General features: G+C 72.5%; 21 protein-coding genes. 11 read left to right on the top strand and 10 right to left on the bottom strand.

Annotated elements, in window-relative coordinates; all coding sequences use genetic code 11:
- The first annotated feature begins 208 nt into the window (after positions 1–208).
- The 5 genes from ACHFIV_RS17800 (at position 209) to ACHFIV_RS17780 (ending at position 4,714) form a co-directional block, all read left to right on the top strand.
- Positions 209–535 carry a TlpA family protein disulfide reductase gene (locus ACHFIV_RS17800; RefSeq protein WP_398969543.1) on the top strand — a complete coding sequence of 109 codons (327 nt, stop codon included), beginning with the start codon at positions 209–211 and terminating at the stop codon, positions 533–535.
- A 196-nt stretch (positions 536–731) separates the two neighbouring features.
- Positions 732–1,238 carry a flavin reductase family protein gene (locus ACHFIV_RS17795; protein WP_398969540.1) on the top strand — a complete coding sequence of 169 codons (507 nt, stop codon included), beginning with the start codon at positions 732–734 and terminating at the stop codon, positions 1,236–1,238.
- Positions 1,239–1,439: 201 nt separating this feature from the next.
- Entirely contained in the window at positions 1,440–2,225 is a 786-nt protein-coding gene (locus ACHFIV_RS17790; RefSeq protein ID WP_398969538.1) for an electron transfer flavoprotein subunit beta/FixA family protein, read from the top strand.
- 57 nt (positions 2,226–2,282) lie between these two features.
- Complete coding sequence (locus ACHFIV_RS17785) at positions 2,283–3,245, top strand: electron transfer flavoprotein subunit alpha/FixB family protein (protein WP_398969536.1); 963 nt, start codon at positions 2,283–2,285, stop codon at positions 3,243–3,245.
- A 170-nt stretch (positions 3,246–3,415) separates the two neighbouring features.
- Complete coding sequence (locus ACHFIV_RS17780; RefSeq protein ID WP_398969533.1) at positions 3,416–4,714, top strand: DUF6986 family protein; 1,299 nt, start codon at positions 3,416–3,418, stop codon at positions 4,712–4,714.
- 3 nt (positions 4,715–4,717) lie between these two features.
- Here the strand turns inward: ACHFIV_RS17780 and ACHFIV_RS17775 are convergent, their stop codons facing one another.
- Entirely contained in the window at positions 4,718–5,746 is a 1,029-nt protein-coding gene (locus ACHFIV_RS17775) for a LacI family DNA-binding transcriptional regulator (protein ID WP_398969530.1), read from the bottom strand.
- A 183-nt stretch (positions 5,747–5,929) separates the two neighbouring features.
- Between ACHFIV_RS17775 and ACHFIV_RS17770 the strand changes: the two genes are divergently transcribed.
- Together ACHFIV_RS17770 and ACHFIV_RS17765 are read left to right on the top strand one after the other, a co-directional pair.
- Positions 5,930–6,898 carry an ROK family protein gene (locus ACHFIV_RS17770; protein WP_398969527.1) on the top strand — a complete coding sequence of 323 codons (969 nt, stop codon included), beginning with the start codon at positions 5,930–5,932 and terminating at the stop codon, positions 6,896–6,898.
- 395 nt (positions 6,899–7,293) lie between these two features.
- Complete coding sequence (locus ACHFIV_RS17765) at positions 7,294–8,337, top strand: NUDIX domain-containing protein (RefSeq protein WP_398969525.1); 1,044 nt, start codon at positions 7,294–7,296, stop codon at positions 8,335–8,337.
- Positions 8,338–8,483: 146 nt separating this feature from the next.
- Here ACHFIV_RS17765 and ACHFIV_RS17760 read toward each other — a convergent pair whose 3' ends face one another.
- Together ACHFIV_RS17760 and ACHFIV_RS17755 are read right to left on the bottom strand one after the other, a co-directional pair.
- Complete coding sequence (locus ACHFIV_RS17760; RefSeq protein ID WP_398969522.1) at positions 8,484–9,206, bottom strand: MBL fold metallo-hydrolase; 723 nt, start codon at positions 9,204–9,206, stop codon at positions 8,484–8,486.
- A gap of 192 nt (positions 9,207–9,398) precedes the next feature.
- On the bottom strand, positions 9,399–10,763 hold the full coding sequence (locus tag ACHFIV_RS17755; RefSeq protein ID WP_398969519.1) for a dipeptidase: 1,365 nt from the start codon (positions 10,761–10,763) through the stop codon (positions 9,399–9,401).
- A 195-nt stretch (positions 10,764–10,958) separates the two neighbouring features.
- On the opposite strand from ACHFIV_RS17755, the gene ACHFIV_RS17750 reads away from it, so the two are divergent.
- Positions 10,959–12,224: a geranylgeranyl reductase family protein gene (locus ACHFIV_RS17750; RefSeq protein ID WP_398969517.1), complete on the top strand. Its 1,266-nt coding sequence runs from the start codon at positions 10,959–10,961 to the stop codon at positions 12,222–12,224.
- Here ACHFIV_RS17750 and ACHFIV_RS17745 read toward each other — a convergent pair.
- Positions 12,208–12,663, bottom strand: coding sequence for a nitroreductase family deazaflavin-dependent oxidoreductase (locus tag ACHFIV_RS17745; RefSeq protein WP_398969515.1), 456 nt, complete (start codon positions 12,661–12,663; stop codon positions 12,208–12,210). The two genes, ACHFIV_RS17750 and ACHFIV_RS17745, sit on opposite strands and share 17 nt — an antisense overlap.
- A gap of 126 nt (positions 12,664–12,789) precedes the next feature.
- Between ACHFIV_RS17745 and ACHFIV_RS17740 the strand changes: the two genes are divergently transcribed.
- Entirely contained in the window at positions 12,790–13,518 is a 729-nt protein-coding gene (locus tag ACHFIV_RS17740) for a TetR/AcrR family transcriptional regulator (RefSeq protein ID WP_398969512.1), read from the top strand.
- Between the two features lie 259 nt (positions 13,519–13,777).
- Here the strand turns inward: ACHFIV_RS17740 and ACHFIV_RS17735 are convergent, their stop codons facing one another.
- Positions 13,778–14,074, bottom strand: a complete 297-nt coding sequence (locus tag ACHFIV_RS17735; protein WP_398969509.1) for a DUF6332 family protein — start codon at positions 14,072–14,074, stop codon at positions 13,778–13,780.
- 126 nt (positions 14,075–14,200) lie between these two features.
- On the opposite strand from ACHFIV_RS17735, the gene ACHFIV_RS17730 reads away from it, so the two are divergent.
- A complete protein-coding gene (locus tag ACHFIV_RS17730) occupies positions 14,201–14,599 on the top strand; it encodes a MarR family transcriptional regulator (RefSeq protein WP_398969507.1) in 399 nt (132 codons plus the stop codon).
- Positions 14,600–14,761: 162 nt separating this feature from the next.
- Here the strand turns inward: ACHFIV_RS17730 and ACHFIV_RS17725 are convergent, their stop codons facing one another.
- The 3 genes from ACHFIV_RS17725 to ACHFIV_RS17715 form a co-directional block, all read right to left on the bottom strand.
- Positions 14,762–15,517: a maleylpyruvate isomerase family mycothiol-dependent enzyme gene (locus ACHFIV_RS17725; protein WP_398969504.1), complete on the bottom strand. Its 756-nt coding sequence runs from the start codon at positions 15,515–15,517 to the stop codon at positions 14,762–14,764.
- A gap of 24 nt (positions 15,518–15,541) precedes the next feature.
- Positions 15,542–15,907, bottom strand: coding sequence for an SCO4225 family membrane protein (locus ACHFIV_RS17720; protein WP_398969502.1), 366 nt, complete (start codon positions 15,905–15,907; stop codon positions 15,542–15,544).
- A gap of 80 nt (positions 15,908–15,987) precedes the next feature.
- Positions 15,988–17,205 (bottom strand): MFS transporter, encoded by a 1,218-nt coding sequence (locus tag ACHFIV_RS17715; protein ID WP_398969499.1) that lies wholly within the window; start codon positions 17,203–17,205, stop codon positions 15,988–15,990.
- 122 nt (positions 17,206–17,327) lie between these two features.
- On the opposite strand from ACHFIV_RS17715, the gene ACHFIV_RS17710 reads away from it, so the two are divergent.
- A complete protein-coding gene (locus ACHFIV_RS17710; protein ID WP_398969497.1) occupies positions 17,328–18,542 on the top strand; it encodes an ROK family protein in 1,215 nt (404 codons plus the stop codon).
- Between the two features lie 353 nt (positions 18,543–18,895).
- On the opposite strand, the gene ACHFIV_RS17705 is transcribed toward ACHFIV_RS17710, so the two are convergent.
- Both ACHFIV_RS17705 and ACHFIV_RS17700 read right to left on the bottom strand, forming a co-directional pair.
- On the bottom strand, positions 18,896–19,417 hold the full coding sequence (locus ACHFIV_RS17705) for an ATP-binding protein (RefSeq protein ID WP_398969494.1): 522 nt from the start codon (positions 19,415–19,417) through the stop codon (positions 18,896–18,898).
- 212 nt (positions 19,418–19,629) lie between these two features.
- Positions 19,630–19,992, bottom strand: coding sequence for a hypothetical protein (locus ACHFIV_RS17700; RefSeq protein ID WP_398969492.1), 363 nt, complete (start codon positions 19,990–19,992; stop codon positions 19,630–19,632).
- Positions 19,993–20,177: the final 185 nt, after the last annotated feature.

The following is a 20,177-nucleotide window of genomic DNA, read 5'->3' as shown; positions in this document are numbered from 1 at the left end:
CCCTTCTTCAATGCCTGGGGAGGGTTCTCCCGGCGGAAGTTACGCAGCCGTAGGTTTTCGGCATTGTGGCGATCGTGCCCCATGCGCGACGCCGTGGCCAGCCCCAAAGGGCTCGAGGCGAGAGATTCTCGTCACGTGAATCGTCGGGGAATGTAATGCGGCCGCGCGGTGCTGACCCTTTGCGCGGAGCTCCGAGAGGGAGGGTGGGATGGATTCGAAGCCGGACGCCGGTGTGCTGGACGCGGCCCGACTCGGCGCGGAGCTGGGGGACCGGGCCACTCTCGTGCAGTTCTCCACCGCGTTCTGCCAGCCGTGCCGCGCCACCAGGCGCACCCTCTCGGAGGTGGCGGGCATGGTCGAGGGCGTCGCCCACGTCGAGATCGACGCGGAGGCGCATCTCGCGCTCGTGCGCTCCCTCGGTGTCACCCGGACCCCCACGGTCCTGGTGCTCGACGCGACGGGCCGCATCGTCCGCCGGGCGGCGGGCATGCCGCGCACGGCGGACGTCGTGGCGGCACTGGGCCAGGTGTTGTGACGGTCCGTGACGCATCTCCCACATGACGGGACACGCTTGACTGTGTACACCACGGATCGCCACGCTGGCGCCATGCCGTCACACGTCCTTCTCTTCGGCCGGGTCCGCATCGACCTCGTGCGCCACGCGGGCGCGCGCTGTCCGGGTGCCTGAGACAGTCACCCACTCCCAACGCCTACTCGCATAAGGACTCTCCATGACGGCCTCGCCCGGTCTCGGCACTCCCGCGACGGCTGCCCCCGGACTTCTCCGCTCCGTCTTCCGGCAGCACGCCGCCGGAGTCGCCGTGATCACCGCCTCCGGGCCCGGGCCGGTCGGCTTCACCGCGACCTCGCTCAACTCCGTCGCGGCCGAGCCGCCGCTCATCTCCTTCGGGGTGGGGACCTCCTCCTCCAGCTGGCCGGTGCTCGCGGAGGCGCAGCACGTGGGGGTGCACATACTCGGCGAAGGGCAGCAGGAGCTCGCCGCGACCTTCGCGCGGAGCGGTGCCGACCGGTTCGGTCCGTCCACCGACTGGTGCAGGGGTCCCGAGGGAGTGCCGCTGCTCGGGGGAGTGGTGGCATGGCTCGTCTGCCGGGTTGCCGCCCGGATCCCGGCGGGGGACCACCGCATCGTGATCGCCGAGGTCGTGGCCGGGGACCCCTCGGAGGGCGGCCGGCCACTGGTCTACCACCAGGGCCGCTTCACGGCTCTGCGAGACTGAGGGCGAGCAAGGCGGCGGGGGAGCGGGGGCCGTTGGCTACGTCACAGTTCCAAGCGCTTGCTTATGGGTAACGTACTGGGTGTACTGGCGAGTAATATTCCACCGGAAGCCGGGTCGCCCCGACCGGAAACCGCCCGATAAGGCGCCTATGCTGCGTGCAACAAGGCAGCCCAGAAATGACGATGCAGTAGGAGAGCCGGCGTGAGCTTGAGGATCGTTGTCTGTGTGAAGTACGTGCCCGACGCCACCGGCGACCGGCATTTCGCCGATGACCTGACCCTGGACCGTGACGACGTCGACGGTCTGCTGTCGGAGCTCGACGAGTACGCGGTCGAGCAGGCGCTGCAGATCGCCGACGAGGCGGACGACGCGGAGATCACCGTGCTCACGGTGGGTCCCGAGGACGCCAAGGACGCGCTGCGCAAGGCGCTGTCGATGGGCGCCGACAAGGCGGTCCACGTCGAGGACGACGACCTGCACGGCACCGACGTCATCGGCACCTCCCTGGTGCTGGCCAAGGCCGTGGAGAAGACCGGTTACGACCTGGTCATCTGCGGCATGGCGTCGACGGACGGCACCATGGGCGTGCTCCCGGCGCTGCTCGCCGAGCGGCTCGGCGTCCCGCAGGTCACCCTGCTCTCCGAGGTCTCGGTCGACGGCGGCACCGTGAAGGGCCGTCGCGACGGCGACGCCGCGAGCGAGCAGCTCGAGGCGTCCCTGCCGGCCGTGGTCTCGGTGACCGACCAGTCGGGCGAGGCCCGCTACCCGTCGTTCAAGGGCATCATGGCGGCCAAGAAGAAGCCGGTTCAGTCCCTGGACCTGGAGGACCTGGAGATCGAGGCGGACGAGGTCGGCCTGGGCGGCTCCTGGACCGCGGTCGACTCCGCGGCGGAGCGTCCCGCTCGCACGGCGGGCACGATCGTCAAGGACGAGGGCGAGGGCGGCAAGCAGCTGGCCGAGTTCCTCGCGGGCCAGAAGTTCATCTGAGCCCCGACCGTCCCCATCGCCGCCCCGCCTCTTTCGCACGCAGGAGATTGAAGTCCCATGGCTGAAGTTCTCGTCTATGTCGACCACGTGGACGGTGCCGTCCGCAAGCCCACCCTGGAGCTGTTGACGCTCGCCCGCCGCATCGGCGAGCCGGTCGCGCTCGCCCTCGGCAACGGTGCCGCCGACACCGCCGCCGCGCTGGCCGAGCACGGCGCGGTCAAGGTCCTGACCGCCGACGCCCCCGAGTTCGCCGACTACCTCGTCGTACCCAAGGTGGACGCGCTCCAGGCCGCGTACGACGCCGTGTCCCCGGCCGCCGTGCTGCTGCCCTCCTCGGCCGAGGCCAAGGAGATCGCGGCCCGCCTCGCGCTGCGCATCGGCTCCGGCATCATCACCGACGCCGTCGACCTGGAGGCCGGTGACTCGGGCCCGGTCGCCACGCAGTCCGCGTTCGCCGCCTCGTACACCACCAAGTCCCGCGTCTCCAAGGGCACTCCGGTCATCACGGTCAAGCCGAACTCGGCCGCCGTCGAGGCCGCCCCGGCCGCGGGTGCCGTCGAGGCCCTCACGGTCTCCTTCTCCGCCACGGCCACCGGCACCAAGGTCCTCTCGCGCACCCCGCGTGAGTCGACCGGCCGCCCCGAGCTGACCGAGGCCGCGATCGTCGTCTCCGGCGGACGCGGCGTCAACGGCGCGGAGAACTTCGCGATCATCGAGGCGCTCGCCGACTCCCTCGGTGCGGCCGTCGGTGCCTCCCGTGCCGCCGTCGACGCCGGCTGGTACCCGCACACCAACCAGGTCGGCCAGACCGGTAAGTCGGTCTCCCCGCAGCTGTACATCGCCTCGGGCATCTCCGGCGCGATCCAGCACCGGGCCGGCATGCAGACCTCGAAGACCATCGTCGCGGTCAACAAGGACGCCGAGGCCCCGATCTTCGACCTCGTCGACTACGGCGTCGTCGGCGACCTGTTCAACGTCGTCCCGCAGCTCACCGACGAGGTCAAGACCCGCAAGGGCTGACTTCTGCCGGATTTCCGCCCGTACGACGGCCCGGGGCCGCGTGGTGTTCGCACCGCGCGGCCCCGGGCCGTTTCCGGTCACCATTGACGCAGAACCGGGAGGCTTATAACTTCACTATGCGGATGAAACATTCCGGGAAGCGGAAATGGCGAACACTGGAGGGTACGGTCATGGGTCAGCAGGAGAAGGTGGCGACGAGCCTCGCCGGCGCGGTCGGTGAGGAGATCAGTGCCTCCCTCACGTCGGTGGACGCCGAACTCGCCCGCCGCTACCCGGGGGACCCCGGCACGCGCCAGCCCGTCCACACCGTCTACGTACCCGCCGACACCTTCACCTCCACCACTCTGCGCACCTGGGGCGACCAGGCGCTGTCCGCCCTCGACGAGCACGCTCCCGACGCGGCCGCGCTCGCCGCGGTCCTGGGAATCCCGGAAGGACTCGCGGAGCCCGTCCACGAGCGCGTACGGGCCAAGCTCGAGCGCGAGCCGGTCGAGGACCTGCGCATCGACTTCGAGGACGGTTACGGGCCGCGCCCCGACGCCGAGGAGGACGAGGCCGCCGTCCGCGCGGCCCGCCTGGTCGCCGAGGCGTACGGCGACGGCACCGCGGCCCCCTACATGGGCATCCGGATGAAGTGCATGGAAGCCGCCGTGCGCGACCGGGGCATCCGCACCACGGACATCTTCCTCACCGGCCTGATGCGGGCCGGAGGACTCCCCGAGGGGCTCGTGCTGACCCTGCCCAAGGTGACGTACCCGAAACAGGTCACCGCCTTCGTGCGACTGCTGGAGGCCTTCGAGGAGACACACGGTCTGCCTTCGGGCCGCCTCGGGTTCGAGATCCAGATCGAGACCAGCCAGTCCATCCTGGCGGCGGACGGCACCGCCGCCGTGGCCCGCATGATCGACGCCGCCCGGGGCCGGGCGACCGGTCTGCACTACGGGACGTTCGACTACAGCGCATGCGTCGGCGTCAGCCCCGCCTACCAGGCCGGCGACCATCCCGCCGCCGACCACGCCAAGGCCGTCATGCAGGTGGCCGCCGCGGGGACCGGCGTGCGCGTCTGCGACGGATCCACGAACGTGCTCCCGGTCGGCCCGGCGCAGCAGGTCCACGACGCCTGGCGCCTCCACTACGGGCTCACCCGCCGCGCTCTGGCGCGTGCCTACTACCAGGGCTGGGACATGCACCCGGGCCACCTGCCCACGCGCTACGCCGCCGTCTACACCTTCTACCGCGAGGGGCTCGGCCAGGCCGCGTCCCGGCTCGCCGCCTACGTGGCCAAGGCGGGCGGGGACGTCATGGACGAGCCCGCCACCGCCAAGGCGCTCAGCGGCTATCTCCTGCGCGGCATCGACTGCGGCGCCCTGGACGCCGATGAGGTCACCGGCCTCACCGGCCTGGCGCGTGCCGACCTCGACGCCTTCGCCTCGCCCCGCCGCGGCGGGCTGACCGTGACCGCGCCGTAGCGGTCAGGCGGGAGGGAGCTCCCCCGAGCCGCGCGGAATGAGCCGGGTCGGGAGCTCCACCCTGGCGGGAGGGTGGGCGGCGCCGTCGAGGCGGCGGAACAGATGCTCCGCCGCGGTACGGCCGACGGCCGCGGCGTCCTGCGAGATCACCGTGATGCCCAGCAGGTCGGCCAGCTCGATGTCGTCGAAACCGACCAGGGCGATCCGGCGGTCGCACTCGGCGAGGACCCGGACGGCGGTGACCGTCACCCGGTTGTTGCCCGCGAAGAGCGCGGTCACGGGCTCCGGGCCGGCCAGCATGGCCTCGGCCGCCGCCCGGACCCGGGCAGGGTCGGTCGGACCGAGGGACACCCATGAGTCCTCGACCTCGATCCCGGCGTCGGCGAGCGCCGCGTGGTAGCCGCGCAGTCGTTCCGTCGCGGTGTGGATGCGCGGCTGGTCGCCGATGAACCCGATCCTGCGGTGACCGTGGGCGACGAGGTGTGCGACGCCCGCGTGCGCCCCGCCGAAGCTGTCGGACAGCACCATGTCCGCGTCGACCCGCCCCGCGGGGCGGTCAACGAACACGGTGGCGATCCCCGCCTTCATCTCGGGCTCCAGGTAGCGGTGGTCGTCGCCGGCGGGGATCACGATGAGTCCGTCCACCCGGCGGGCGCAGAGCGCCAGGACGAGTTCCTGCTCGCGTTCCGGGTCCTCGGCGCTCGAGCCGTTGATCAGCAACGCGCCGTGGGCCCGGGCCACTTCCTCCACCGCCCGGCTCAGCGGTCCGTAGAAGGGGTCCGCGAGGTCCTCCAGTACCAGGCCGATCGACGCGGTGCGTCCCTTGCGGAGCACTCGCGCGCTGTCGTTCCGGCGGAAGCCGAGGGCCTCGATGGCCTCCTGGACGCGGCGTTCGGTGTCGGGGGTGACGCCGGGTTCGCCGTTCACCACGCGTGAGACCGTCTTGAGCCCCACTCCGGCACGGGCTGCCACGTCCTTCATGGTCGGCCTGTTGCCGTAGCGGGACTCGGAATGGCGGGCGGTCTCGGCCACGGTGCGCTGTCCTGACGTCGGGAACGTGTGATTCCGGCCCTCACCGGCGGTGCCGGGGAACGGCTGGATGCTGTGGCGTCGAGCATAGGCCCTGGACAACGTTGTCAAGAGAATGGAGACTGGGTGGACCATCCGACTGAAGTCGCAGGTCCTGCCCCTCACCCCTCCGGAGAGTCCACACCGATGCATACCGACCTCGTCGCCGCGCTCGACATCGGCGGTACCAAGATCGCCGGGGCGTTGGTGGACGGCGGCGGATCCCTTGTCGCACGGGCGCAGCGCCCCACGCCGGCCCAGGACGGTGCCGAGGCAGTGATGGGTGCGGTGAGCGCCGTACTGGCGGAGCTGACGGCCTCCCCCCTGTGGCACCGGGCGCGAGCGGTCGGCATCGGCAGCGCGGGGCCCGTGGACGCGTCGGCCGGCACCGTCAGTCCTGTGAACGTCCCCGGCTGGCGCGACTTCCCCCTGGTGGACCGGGTGGCAGCCGTGACCGGCGGGCTGCCGGTCACGCTCGTCGGTGACGGGGTCGCGATGACGGCGGCCGAGCACTGGCTGGGCGCCGCGCGGGGTTACGACAACGCGCTGTGCCTGGTCGTGTCCACCGGCGTCGGCGGCGGCCTCGTACTCGACGGAAAGCTGCACCCCGGTCCCTCGGGCAACGCCGGTCACATCGGGCACATCAGCGTCGATCTGGACGGTGACCCCTGCCCGTGCGGCGCGCGCGGCTGCGTGGAACGTCTCGCGAGCGGGCCGAACATCGCCCGGCGGGCGCTGGAGAACGGATGGCGTCCCGGCCCGGACGGCGATGTGACGGCTGCCGCGGTGGCCGCCGCCGCGCGCGCCGGTGACCCGGTGGCGTCCGCCTCCTTCGAACGGGCCGCCCAGGCACTCGCCGCCGGGATCGCCGCCACCGCCACGCTGACCGACATCGACATCGCCGTGATCGGAGGGGGAGTGGCAGGGGCGGGCGAGGTGCTCCTCGCGCCGTTGCGCAGGTCCCTGCGCGACTACGCCACGCTCTCCTTCGTCAAGGACCTCACGGTGGCCTCCGCGGTGATGGGCACCGACGCGGGCCTGGTCGGCGCGGCAGCCGCGGCTTTCACGGTCCGTGCCGCGGCCTCGAACGGGGCACGGGCCGTGGCCGCGCCGTAGGCGGTCCCCCTGTTCCCGGGACGGCGGCCCTGATCCGTCGGCTGTTGGGGGACGACCACCAGGTAGGCGTCCGCCTCCAGGTCCATCACGACCTCGGCGGCCATGCCCTCGCCGCGGCGGGCCGCCGCGAACTCCTCGGCGGGCCAGCTGCCCCGTGGCCCTCCTGCGGGAAACTGCTCAAGTACCGTGCGGCGCACCGCGCACCTCCTCGTCGGTCCCAGTGGCTGCCTGCTCCAACGACGCCAGGCAGCCCCTGGTCACGGCGGTGCGGCCACCCGGACCCCACGAGGTGGGGCGCCCCGGCGGCGGCGTCGGCACAACCGCGTGACCCCCGGGGGGTTTCCGGAGCGGGGTGATGCGGGCAAGCCACAGGGGGCTACGGAAGAGGGGGACCCGTGATCGTCTGGATCAACGGTGCGTTCAGTGCGGGCAAGACCAGCGCCGCGTGCGAACTGATCGATCTGATCCCGAACAGCACCTTCTACGACCCCGAACTGACGGGCGGAGGACTGCGCCGGCTGCTGCCCCAGAAGAAGCTCGCCGAGGTGACCGACTTCCAGGACCTGCCGATATGGCGGCGCCTGGTCGTCGATACGGCAGCCGCGCTCCTTGCGGAACTCTCCGGGGTGCTGGTGGTGCCGATGACACTGCTGAGGCAGGACTACCGCGACGAGATCTTCGGCGGACTCGCCGCGCGGCGCATACCCGTGCGCCATGTACTGCTCGCGCCCGAGGAAACGATCCTGCGTCAGCGGATCGCCGAGCGCGAGGAACGCGCCGACGACCCGGAGCACAGCGAACGGATCCGGCAGTGGGCCTACCAGCACATCGAGCCCTACCGGGCGGCGCTCGGGTGGATCACCGCGGACGCCCACACGATCGACACCAGCACCCTCACCCCGTACGAGACGGCCGAGCGGATCGCCGAGGCGCTGCGCACCGGCGCGGCCGGGGACTGCGGGATAGTCCAGACCCCCGAGCCGCGTGCGGAGACCGTCGCGTCGGGGGTGCTGCTCTTCGACGAGCAGGACCGGGTGCTGCTCGTCGACCCCACCTACAAACCCGGATGGGAGTTCCCCGGCGGTGTCGTGGAACCGGGGGAGGCCCCGGCGCAGGCGGGTGTGCGGGAGGTCGCCGAGGAACTCGGGCTGCGCCTGGACACGGTGCCGGACCTCCTGGTGATCGACTGGGAGGCGCCGAAACCGCCCGCGTACGGGGGGCTGCGCTTCCTGTTCGACGGCGGTCGTCTGAGCGGCGACGCGGCGGCGAGACTGCTGCTGCCGGGTTCGGAACTGCGCGGCTGGCGGTTCGTCACCGAGGAGGAGGCGGCCGGCATGCTCCCGCCGACCCGCTTCGAGCGGCTCCGCTGGGCGCTGCGCGCCCGCGAGCGGTCCACCGTGCTGAATCTGGAGGCCGGGGTGCCCGTGGGCGGCCGCTGACTGCCCGGTGGCCGCCGAGGGCTGTGCCCTTCGCCCGGTCCGCCCGCTTTCACACCCCGCCACGTCCTGGTGGCAGCGCCTGGACACGACACGTGCCCCGCGCACGCGTGCCCGTCGACACGCGGACGCGGGAGCCCGCGCCCGGGTCAACGAGGCAGGGAACGACCGCCGCCGGTACCCCGGGGAATCCCTCCGCGCTCCGGTGCACCGGCCGATCGCGCGTCGATGGTGAGCGGATCACCGTGGCCGAAGCAGGCGAGCGCGGGGCCGAGGGCGGCCAGCCGCCGGAAGGACGCCTCCGCCTGCGCGTGATCGGTGTTGAACACTCCCAGCATCACCCCGCCCACCCCGGCCACGGCGTCCCCGGTGAACAGCACGTCGTGACGGGGGAGGTGCAGGCCGAGGGAACCGGGTGTGTGTCCGGGGACGTGCACGACCCGGGCGCCGCCTCCGAACGGAAGCTCGTCGCCGTCCGCCAGCTCGCGGTCCACCCGGGTGGGCGGCGCCTCGGGGACCGTTCGAGTACGGGCGTACAGGGGGCGTTCCCAGTCGTGCAGGACGGGAGCGGGCACGGGCTCCTCGCCCCGGACGGCCGGGGCGTCCAGCCGGTGCGCCAGGATCTCGGCGCCGTGTCTGTCCGCGAGCTCCTGCGCGGCACCGTAGTGGTCGTCGTGGCCGTGGGTGATGACGATCCGCCGGATCCGCGCCGGGTCGTCACCGAGCCGGCGCACGCCGTCCTCGATGGCCGCCGCCGCGTGCCGATCGCCAGCGTCGACCAGGGTCAGGTCCGTGCCGTCACGCCAGAGGTAGGCCTGGCCGACGGGGAAACGGAACATGTGCAGCTGGGGGAGTACCTCGACACATTCCATGCGCCGAACGTACGGAACGACGGAGCGCCGCCGCCCGGGAATCTGCTGTGGGCGACTTCGCCCAGCGCGTACCCAGGTCCCCGCCCGGCCGGCCTGGGACCGGGCGGGGCCGTCGACGCGTCCGGTGTGAGACCCCTGCGCCGGCGGCGGGCACCGGCGCCCGGTGTCCGCCGCCTTTGGCCGTGCGGCTCCTCAGCCCTTCTTGGAGTCCGCGTAGTTCCGCAGGAACAGTGCCTCGGCCACGGACAGCCGCTCGAGCTCCTCGGGGGACACGCTCTCGTTCACCGCGTGGATCTGGGCCTCGGGCTCGCTCAGCCCGATGAGCAGGATCTCCGCCTGCGGGTACAGCGCGGCCAGGGTGTTGCACAGAGGGATGGAGCCGCCCATGCCGGAGGTCTGCATCTCCTCACCCGGGTAGGCGAGCCGCATGGCCTCGGCCATCGACGTGTAGGCGGGGCTGGTGGTGTCCGCCCGGAACGGCTGCCCCTGGCCCACCTGTTCGACGGTCACCCGCGCGCCCCAGGGAGTGTGCGACTCGAGGTGCGCGGTCAGCAGCCTGGTCGCCTCGGCCGCGTCCTGGCCCGGCGGCACCCGAAGACTGATCTGTGCCCGGGCGCTCGCCTGCAACGACGGGGTGGCGCCGACCACAGGCGGGCAGTCGATGCCGATGACCGTGACCGCGGGCCGGGCCCAGATGCGGTCGGCGACCGTGCCCGTGCCGATGAGGCCCACGCCGTCGAGCACCCTGGCGTCCGCGCGGAACTCGCCCTCCGGGTACTGCAGCCCTCCCCACTGCGCGTCGGTGGTGAGTCCGTCGACCGTCGTCGTGCCGTCCTCGGCCCGCAGGGACGCCAGGAGCTGGATCATCGCGGCCAGCGCGTCCGGGGCCGCACCGCCGAACTGCCCCGAGTGCAGGTTTCCTTCCAGGGTGTCCAGCTGCACCCGCAGCATGGTCATGCCCCGGAGCGTGGCGGTGACGGTGGGGAGTCCGACACGGAAGTTCCCGGTGTCACCGATGACGATCGTGTCGGCGGCCAGCAGCTCCGGGTGCGCCTCGGCGTACTGTTCGAGGCCGCCCGTACCCTGCTCCTCCGAACCCTCCGCGATCACCTTGACGGAGACGGGGACGCCTCCGTTCGCCTTGAGGGCGCGCAGCGCGAGGAGGTGCATGATGAAGCCGCCCTTGCAGTCCGCGGCCCCCCGGCCGAACCAGCGGCCGTCCCGCTCGGTCAGCTCGAAGGGCGGGGAGATCCAGGCGGACTCGTCCAGTGGCGGCTGCACGTCGTAGTGCGCGTAGAGCAGCACCGTGGGCGCCCCTGCCGGGCCGGGGAGGTAGCCGTACACCGACTGGGTCCCGTCGGGGGTGTCGAGCAGGGCGACGTCCTGGAAGCCCTCGGCACGCAGTGCGTCGGCGACCCAGCCGGCCGCGGCCTCGCACTCGCTCCTGGGGAACTGCGCGGGGTCCGCGACCGACCGGAAGGCCACCAGCTCGGCGAGCTCCGCCTTCGCACGGGGCATCAACGAGGCGACGGTCTCTGAGATCGGACGGGCGGTCATGGGCACGCTCCTCGTGGGTGCGACGTTAGGACTAGGGCGCGGGTGTGTACGCGGCCGGGTGCGACGCCGTGGACGCGGCGTTGCGTGTACAACGAATTCATGGCTGATCCTCCCACAGCGGAGTTCGGCCGCGACGCGCCGTAGGATGCCGTGAGCAGCTGGGGCCACTGGTCGGATCGGGAGCAGAAGCACATCGTGAGCAGCGAGAACGCAGACGCCGGACGTGAGCCGGATGAGTCGTCGTCGGTACCGCGGGAGTCCTCGGTATGGGACGTCGTCGTGGTCGGCGCGGGGCCGGCCGGAGCTTCCGCGGCGTATGCGGCAGCCGTCGCAGGCCGACGGGTGCTGTTGCTGGAGAAGGCGGAGATCCCCCGCTACAAGACGTGCGGCGGCGGAATCATCGGGTTCTCGCGGGATTCCCTGCCGCCCGGATTCGAACTGCCCCTGAAGGACCGGATCCACGCGGTCACCTTCTCGCTCAACGGGAAGCTCTCGCGCACCCGTAGGTCCAAGCGCATGCTCTTCGGGCTGATCAACCGGCCGGAGTTCGACGCCGGGCTGGTGGAGGAGGCCCAGAAGGCGGGCGCCGAGCTGCGCACGGGTGCGGCGGTGACGCGGGTGGAGCAGCACGGCACCGCTGTGCCCGACCGGCGTACGGTCGCCGTGGTGCTGGCCGGCGGCGAGACGGTCCTCGCCCGGGCTGTGGTGGGAGCGGACGGCAGCGCCGGCCGCATAGGGGCTCATGTCGGCGTGAAGCTCGACCAGGTGGACCTCGGACTCGAGGCCGAGATCCCCGTGCCCGAGACGGTCGCCGAGGACTGGGCGGGGCGGGTGCTCATCGACTGGGGGCCGATGCCCGGGAGTTACGGCTGGGTGTTCCCCAAGGGCGACACGCTGACCGTCGGTGTCATCTCGGCCCGCGGTGACGGTGCCGGGACCAAGCGCTATCTGGAGGACTTCGTCGGCCGGCTGGGTCTCGCCGGCTTCGAGCCGACCATCTCCTCCGGGCATCTGACCCGGTGCCGCAGTGACGACTCGCCGCTGTCCCGTGGGCGCGTCGTGGTCTGCGGCGACGCGGCGGGGCTGCTGGAACCCTGGACCAGGGAGGGCATCTCCTTCGCTCTGCGGTCCGGGCGGCTCGCGGGCGAGTGGGCGGTGCGGATCGCGGAGTCGCACGACGCGGTCGACGCCCGGCGCCAGGCGCTCAACTACGCGTTCGCGATCAAGGCGGGGCTGGGTGTGGAGATGAGCGTCGGACGTCGCATGCTGAAGCTGTTCGAGCGACGCCCCGGGCTCCTGCACGCGGTCCTGACGGGCTTTCGGCCCGCCTGGAACGCCTTCGCGGGTGTCACCCGTGGGACGACGTCGCTGGCCGAGCTGGTCCGTTCGCATCCGCTGGCCCAGCGGGCGCTGCACGCGATGGACCGCCGGGCACCGGAGCAGGTCAGCTCTCGACCGTGATCCGGAAGACCGGGTGGTCGGGGCATGCGGCGAGGAGCTCGGCATCGGCCGACTTCGCGGTGACGCCCTTGAAGTACTGGTTGACCTCCCAGCCCCAGCGCTCCAGGTAGGCGCGGACGATCCGCAGCTTCTGCTCGTCGTCCGCGATCTCCACGGCGGTGAAGGCGCGGACTCTCCGGCCCACCTTCAGCTCTCCGCCTCCGGCCGCGCGCATGTTGCGCACCCACTGGGAGTGGCCGCGGGCGGAGACCAGGTACTGGGCGCCTTCGTACTGGTGGGGATTCACGGGGATGCGCTGCATCCTGCCGCTCTTGCGGCCCCGCACCGACAGTTCGGCGGAGCCGAGGAGGCTCACGCCGTGGCGCGCGAGCCAGCCGACGACGGTGTTCAGCCTCTGTGCGAAGGCGTTGGCCTGGAGGTAGTAGGGCTGCTGCGACACGGTGACTCCTACCCTTGTGAGAGCGGTGCTCTCGCTTGAGATCAGTGTGCACGAGAGCGGCACTCCAAAGCAAGAGCACCGCTCTCATCGCAGTGCGCCGCTCCGGACGCGTGGCAGACTGATGCCATGAGCACCATTCGAGGAGCCAGGGAACGCGCCCGCGTCGAGGTCACCGCCGCCATCAAGGACGAGGCCAGGAAGCAGCTCGCCGCAGAGGGAGCCGCGAAGCTCTCCCTCCGCGCCGTCGCACGCGAACTGGGCATGGTGTCCTCCGCGCTCTACCGCTACTTCCCGAGCCGCGACGACCTGCTGACCGCGCTCATCGTCGACGCCTACGACGCGGTGGGCGAAGCGGCGGAGGCGGCCCGCGCGCAGGCCGGTGGGCCGGCGGGCGCCCATCACGCCCGCTGGGTGGCGGTCGCCTGCGCCGTCCGGGACTGGGCTCTCGCCCACCCCCACGAGTACGCGCTGATCTACGGCTCGCCCGTCCCCGGTTACACCGCCCCGCGGGACACCGTGGGTCCCGCCTCCCGGGTGGGCCAGGTGTTCATCGGCCTGGTGCGCGACGCCCACCTCACCGAAGGGCTCGCCGTCCCGCCGCTGGCCGCCGGGCTGCGCCCCGAGGCCGCGCGTATGGCGGCCGACCTGGCCGCCGATCTCCCGCCGGCTGTCGTGGTGGCTCTGGTCTCCGCGTGGGCGCAGCTCTTCGGACTGGTCTCCTTCGAGCTCTTCGGCCAGTTCAACCGGGTCGTCGAGGCGCGCGAACAGTTCTTCCGGCACGCCGTGGGGGAACTCGGGCGCTCCGTGGGACTGCTGGGCGGCCGGTCCACCGGCCCCGGCCGCCCGGGCGCCTGACGCCCGGGCGGACCGCCCCCGCCCCGGCCGGGGGTAGCAGCCCGGCTGGCGCGGTCCGCGGACACACGCGCCCCGGTCCCGACGCCCGCTGCGAACGGCGGCCGGCGCGGACGGCGCGGAGCCGGAACGGACGGTGGTGCGCTTTCGGCGCCGGGTACCGGGTCCCGGTGCTACGCCCGGGTACTGCGCGGGGAGCTGGCGGGGCCACCACGCCCGGCCGGCGTGCGGGCGGAGAACGCGCTCAACTCGTCCTGCTCGCCTACTGGTCGGGGTTCGTGCGCCCCGGCCGGCTCGGCCGAACGGGTGCCGGACGCCGTGCCCCGGCGGTACTCGGGAACCGCCACAGCACGTGGACGACCCGTACGCCGAACACCAGTGCCCCGAGGACGGTCCCGGCCCGGAACAGCGCGCTCTCGACGCCGTCCGCCAGGTCGAGGAGCAGCGCGGGGAGCAGCACTCCGGCGAACGTGATCGCGCCCACCAGGACTCCGCTGACCAAGGCGTAGCCGGTCTCGACGGTCATCGCGTCCCGCTCCGCCTGCGTACGTCGCGTCATGTCCGCAGTGTCACAGGGCCGCTGAACGGCGGCAAGCACGCCTTGCGCGTGTGCGCCCCGAATCGTCGGTGCGCGTGCGGACAGTGCGTATGCCTGACCGGATCGGTCCTCTGCTAGCGTGCGGCCATGGCACCGGAGAGGACCGAGCAGACGCTCGTCGGCGAGTGGCGCGAGATGCTCGCGCTGCACGCCAGGACTCTGGGCGAGCTCGACCGCGCCCTGGACGCGCACGGTCTGGGAGCCAGCGACTTCGAGGTCCTGGACGTCCTCGCGGAGGCCGCGGAGGGCGGAGCCGCCTGCCTCCGCGTCCAGGAGATCGCTTCCCGGGTCCATCTCAGCCAGAGTGCGCTGTCACGGCTCGTGGCGCGGCTGGAGAGGGACGGGCTCGTGCGCCGCGCGATGTGCGACGAGGACCGGCGGGGCGTACGTGTCGAGCTGACGGACGCCGGCCGGGTGCGCCACGCTGAGGTCAGGCCCGTTCAGCGGGCGGTACTCTCCAGGATGCTGAACCGCACGGAATGTTGAACTGCACGGAATGCTGAACCGCACCGGACGCTGAACCACGCCGAGGTCGGAACCGCTGCGCAGGGGGCCCGGGCGGCGCTTCGGCCACACACCCGGACGTCGCCCCTGGCAAGGCAGGCGTCCGGGCCGGGCCGCACCCCGTATGTCCCGCTCAGGGTCGGCTCAGGACCAGACGACCGCGGAGTTCTCCGCCCACAGCCCGGCGATCTCCCGGTCGCCCGACAGGTCGACGGACGAGAGCGGCAGGCGGTTCCACAGCACCAGGTAGAGCTCCTCGGCCGTGCCGCTCAGCGTGCAGTCGGCGGGCGTGTCCAGGGCGGCGGCCCCGCGCACGGTGAGCGGCGGGGCGTCCGACAGCCGCAGGGTCCACACCGCGCTCGTGTCCACGGCCCGCACCCGCAGTGTGCGCGGGCTGTCCGTGCGTACCCGGCTCTTGGCGCGGGCGTGGAAACCGGCCAGCAGTTCGTCGATGCCGTCCGCCGCGTGCGGCGCCGCCACCGGCGTCCGGGTGCCGCCCCGCGCGGACTCGGCGTCCACCCGGTGGATCCTGGTCTCGTGCGCCTGCCGACGTGCCCAGAAGGCGAGCGCCGACGACGGCGCGGGAAAGACGGTCCAGCACTCCAGGCCGGCGGGCGCGGCCCGGAGGGCGTCGACCAGCAGGCCGTGGCCCTCGGAGAACCGGTCGAACAGCGCGTCGCCGTCAAGATCCGGCTCCGCGCTCGCCGGGCGGTACGTCCGGTGCCCCTCGACGACGAACGCGGTCGCCCAGCGGTGCACCATGCCCGTGTGCCTCACGAGATCGCGGATCCGCCATCCCGGGCAGGTCGGGACAAGGGCTTCCGGCCCCGCCTCGCGGGCGGCGGAGGCGAGCGCGCGGCCTTCGGCGTCAAGGGCTGTCAGATACTCCGATATCTCCACGCCCGCGATTGTGTCAGAGCCGCGTCAAGCACCCCGCGGACGCGGCGACCGGCCCCGGCGCGGGCCGCTGAGCAGCCGGGAGAACCAGCCCAGCGCGCATGCCTGCACGAGTACCGAGACGACCAGCGCGGCATGGAGGAACCAGGCGGGGCCTCCGGCGTCCGCACCGGCCATCGAGCCGCCGACGAGGAAGACGACCACGGTCGGCGCGGCCAGCAGGAACAGCCACACGCCGGAGAGCGAGGCGTCGTCGTGGGACACGAAGAGCGTGTCCACGGCCACGAGGACGGCGACGGCCAGGACGAGGCCCAGGTAGATGCGCGAAGCCGCGTTGCCGAAGGTCAGTCGTACGAGGGTGCGCAGCTGCTTGCCCGTCACCTGGTGGCCCATGTCCGCTCCCCGTGGATGGCTGGTGCCCCCCATCGTGCGCCGGAAGAGCCGCAGGCGCCTGAGTAGGGCTACTCAACCGCTCAGGTGTTCGTCGCGTTGCGGGCTGCCCAGCCCAGGGCCGCCGCCGTGGCGGCGAGCAGTGTCACCGTGGTGAGGGCCACCGGGAGGGAGGACCAGTCGGCCAGGAAGCCGATCACGGGTGGTCCCAGGAGCATGCCGCCGTAGCCGAGGGTCGACGCGGCGGCCACGCCGCCGGGGCCGGCCAGCGCGCCCGCCCGGCCGACCGCCACGGGGAATATGTTGGCCAGTCCCAGACCGGTCACCGCGAAGCCCAGCAGCGCCGGCCAGACCGCCGGAGCGAGTGCGCCGAGCAGCATGCCCGCCGCCGCAGTCGATCCGCCCGCCACCAGCGTGCGGGTCTGCCCGAACCGTTCGAGGAGGGCGGTCCCGGTGAGCCTGCCGATGCCCATCGTCAGCGCGAACAAGGAGTATCCGGCGGCTGCGAGGCCCGGAGCGGCCCCCAGGTCCTGGGTGAGGTGCAGTGCGCCCCACTCGGCCAGCGCGCCTTCGCCGTAGGCCGTGCAGAGGGCGATGACACCGAACAGGATCACGACCCGGCGCCTGGGGACGTCCGTCACGTTCGGCTGCTCCGTGGCGTGAGGCACCGGCTCCGGCTCCGGGGCGGCCCGGCCGCGCAGGAGGACCGGCGCGGTCACCGCGGTGACGAGCAGTCCGATGCCCATCAGGGCGAAGAGGTGTGCCGTGGGTGAGAGGCCGCCGGCGACCAGTCCGCCGAGCCCCGCGCCCGCCATGCCGCCGAAACTGAACGCGGCGTGGAAGCTCGGCATCACGGGGCGGCGCAACGAGGCGATCAGATCGACTGCCGCGCTGTTCATGGACACGTTCAGGCCGCCGTACGCGGCGCCGAAGAGCAGGAGTACCAGACCGAGGGTGAGCACCGAATCCGTCTGCGCCGGCAGGGCGATGCTCAGTGACAGGAGCACGGCGCAGACCACGGTGACCGCATGGCTTCCGTGACGCCGGCAGAGTCTCCCGGTGAGCGTCATCGTGATCACGGCACCCGCGGAGACGCCGAGCAGGGCGAGTCCGAGCGTGGAGGCGGTCGCCCCCGTCTGCTGCTTGATGGCCGGGATGCGGACCACCCAGCCGGCGAACAGGAAGCCGTCGAGGGCGAAGAACACGGTCAGGGCGGTACGGAGGCGGGCCGACGAGAGCGGGGCGGGGTCTCCGCCCGGTCCCCCCGGCTGGGCCGTCCGCAGTTTGTTTACTTGCGGCACAAAGTGCAGAATAGGGGGGCGCCGACGGCGTACGCAAGGCCGCTGACCCGGTGGCCGGCCGGTGGACGCCGTGGGGCGCGACAGCGTCGGCAACTGCTCCGGACCATGGGAGACTCGCCCCCATGAACGGCAAGTCGACCACCACGCGGACGAAGCTGGAGAGGGGCCGCGGCGCGCTCGGGCCCGCCCTGGAGCTCGTGCACACAGGACGCGCCCCCACCCGCGCCGTGCTCACCTCCGAACTCGGGGTCACCCGCGCCACCGCGGGCGCGGTCGCCGCGGAGCTCGAGGCGCTCGGGCTCATCAAGGTCGACTCCAGCCCTGGTTCAGCCGCCGGTTCGCAGGGCCGCCCCTCCCATCGGCTGTCCGTCCGGGACCGAGGGCCCGTGGTCCTCGCCGCCCAGGTGCACTCCGACGGGTTCCGCGCCGCGCTCGTGGGGCTCGGGGGCAGGATCGTGGCCACCGCGCCCGGCTGCGTCGCCGTGATGGCCGATCCCGCCCAGGTCCTCGGCGAGGTCGTCGAGGCCGGGGCCCGCCTGCTGCGCGAGAGCGGGCTGCGCTGTGTCGGTGCCGGGCTCGCCGTGCCGTCCGCGGTGGCGGAACCCGAGGGAACGGCACTCAACCCCCTTCACATCGCCTGGCCGGCCGGGGCGCCGGTCCGGGACATCTTCTCCGCCCGCGTACGTGCCGCGGGCATCGACGGCCCCGCGTTCACCGGTAACGACGTCAACCTCACCGCCCTCGCCGAGCACCGGCACGGCGCCGGGCGCGGTGCCCAGCACCTGCTCTGCGTCGCCACCGGCCACCGTGGCGTGGGCGGCGCCCTCGTCCTGGACGGCCGTCTGCACAGCGGGAGTTCGGGACTGGCCCTGGAGGTGGGGCACCTCACCGTGAACCCCGAGGGCCGCCCGTGCCATTGCGGCGGCAGAGGCTGCCTCGACGTCGAGACCGACCCCCTCGCCTTCCTCGTCGCGGCCCGCCGGGAGCCCGGTCCCGAGGAGTCGTTGCTCAAACAGTCCGGCGACCTGTTGCGCACGGAATACGGTGACCGCGATGTGCGGGCCGCGGCGGAGGAACTGATCGACCGGCTCGGTCTCGGCCTCGCCGGGCTGGTCAACATCCTCAACCCGGACCGGATCATCCTGGGCGGGCTGCACCGGGACCTTCTGGAGGCCGACCCCGAGAGGCTGCGGGCCGTGGTGGCCGACCGCAGCCTGTGGGGACGCAGCGGCAGCGTGCCGATCCTGGCCTGCACACTGGACCACAACAGCCTGGTGGGCGCGGCCGAACTGGCCTGGCAGCCCGTACTCGACGATCCGCTGGCCGCCCTGGCCTGACCGTGCGGCGAGCGACCCGTCCGGTGGCCGGGCCGGAGGCGCGGAGCCCACGAGCCCGCCGCGTCACGCGCAAGCCGGTCGCCCCGCCACGTGGCCGCCGCACGGTGCCCGCCGGGGCGGGCCGGTGGGCGAGCACGCGCCGATCGACCTGCTGGGCCGGCGGTTCACCGCGGGCGAGATCGACGAGGACGAGTACGGGCGGAGGCTCTCCGCGCTGGACGAGCCCCACGGCCGCTACGGCGAGCACAGCCCTCATGACCGCGAGAGGCGGGTGGGACCGGGCGTGGGACGGAGCGCGTCGATCGCGAACGGACCGACGCGCTCCCCGTGCACGGTGCGGAATCCCGTCCCGGTCAGCCGACGACGGCTGACCGGCCCCGCTTCCGCGCCGCGGTGGGCTCCATGAGCCCGGTGGAGGCCGAGGCGAACGGGCCGTCGGTCGTCGACCCGTACACCGGGAGCGGCGGCAGGGCGGTGAAGGACGGCGCGGGCAGGGTGAACCAGATGACTTTCCCCGTGTCGTCGCTCGGTCGTACCCCCCAGCTCTCGCTGACCGCGGCGATCAACGCCAGCCCGCGCCCGGAGGTGGCGGACGCATCGGCGTCGCACATGGTCGGCAGCCGGGGGTCGTGGTCGTGGACGGACACCGTCAGCCGGTCGAGCAGCAGCTCTATCTCGACGGTGCATGATTTGTCCGGCTGTGCGTGCCGGTGGACGTTGGTCAGCAGTTCGGTGACACCGAGCGCTGCATGGTCGATCAGAGGATCGAGATGCCAGTAGCGCAGTTGCGCCGAAATGATTCTGCGGACCTGACCGATCCGCGACGGCAGGGCCTGGAGCTCCACCGCGCAGTGCCTGCTTGGCTCGCTGATCACGGCTGCGACTCCCCGAAGAGGTCCGGAAGAAGACGAAGGAACGGATCCAGCAGATGGCTGACTGCTGTTTCTGGTCATGCGTGGTCCGCCCTGCGTGGTTCCCGGCGGGGCCGCTTCCGCTGTCACGGCCGGTGCACCATCAGTGACGTGGGACCAGCGTGACTCAGGGGGTTGGGCTCCGCAACTCGCGGTGCCCGTACCGTGCCGTAGCGTCAGGCCCGCTGCCCGGCGGCGCTCCGTAGCGCCTCCAGGAACCTGCGGACCGGCGCGGCTCCGCCCGGCCTGCGGTTGCGCTGGCCCATGGTGAGCCGGTAGCGGACCCCGTTGATCCTGGCCACCGCCGAGTCGGAGGCCAGGAACCACGTCCTCCCGGCGCTCACCGCCGTCACCGGGGCACTGGCGATCTCCCGTCCGTTGCTCGTCAGCAGCACGATCCGGCCGTCCTTGACGATCACCTGGCCCGCCCTGGTGAGCGAGCGCGCCCACCGCTGGATCCTCACGTCGCTCGCGCGGAACTCGACCACGCCGAACTCCGACGTGCTGAAATCCGCAGCACTGAACTCTGTCTCAGCCATGGCGACTTCGCCCCCCTTGTACCGGCTTCTGCAAGTCTGCCCGTGGACGGGGCCCGTGCACCAGGCCGCGTCACCAGCGATTTCCGCCGCCGACGGCATCCGGACGCATCCGGGGCGCGTCCGGGGCGCGTCCGGGGCCCGAACGCCCGGGACACGCGGGCCAAGGGAGGGCTATGGGCCGTCAA

This window comes from Streptomyces sp. ALB3, assembly GCF_044385685.1.
Taxonomy (GTDB): Bacteria; Actinomycetota; Actinomycetes; order Streptomycetales; family Streptomycetaceae; genus Streptomyces.
Note: the sequence above shows the minus strand (reverse complement) of the source record. Positions and strands in the feature narration are given on the sequence as shown.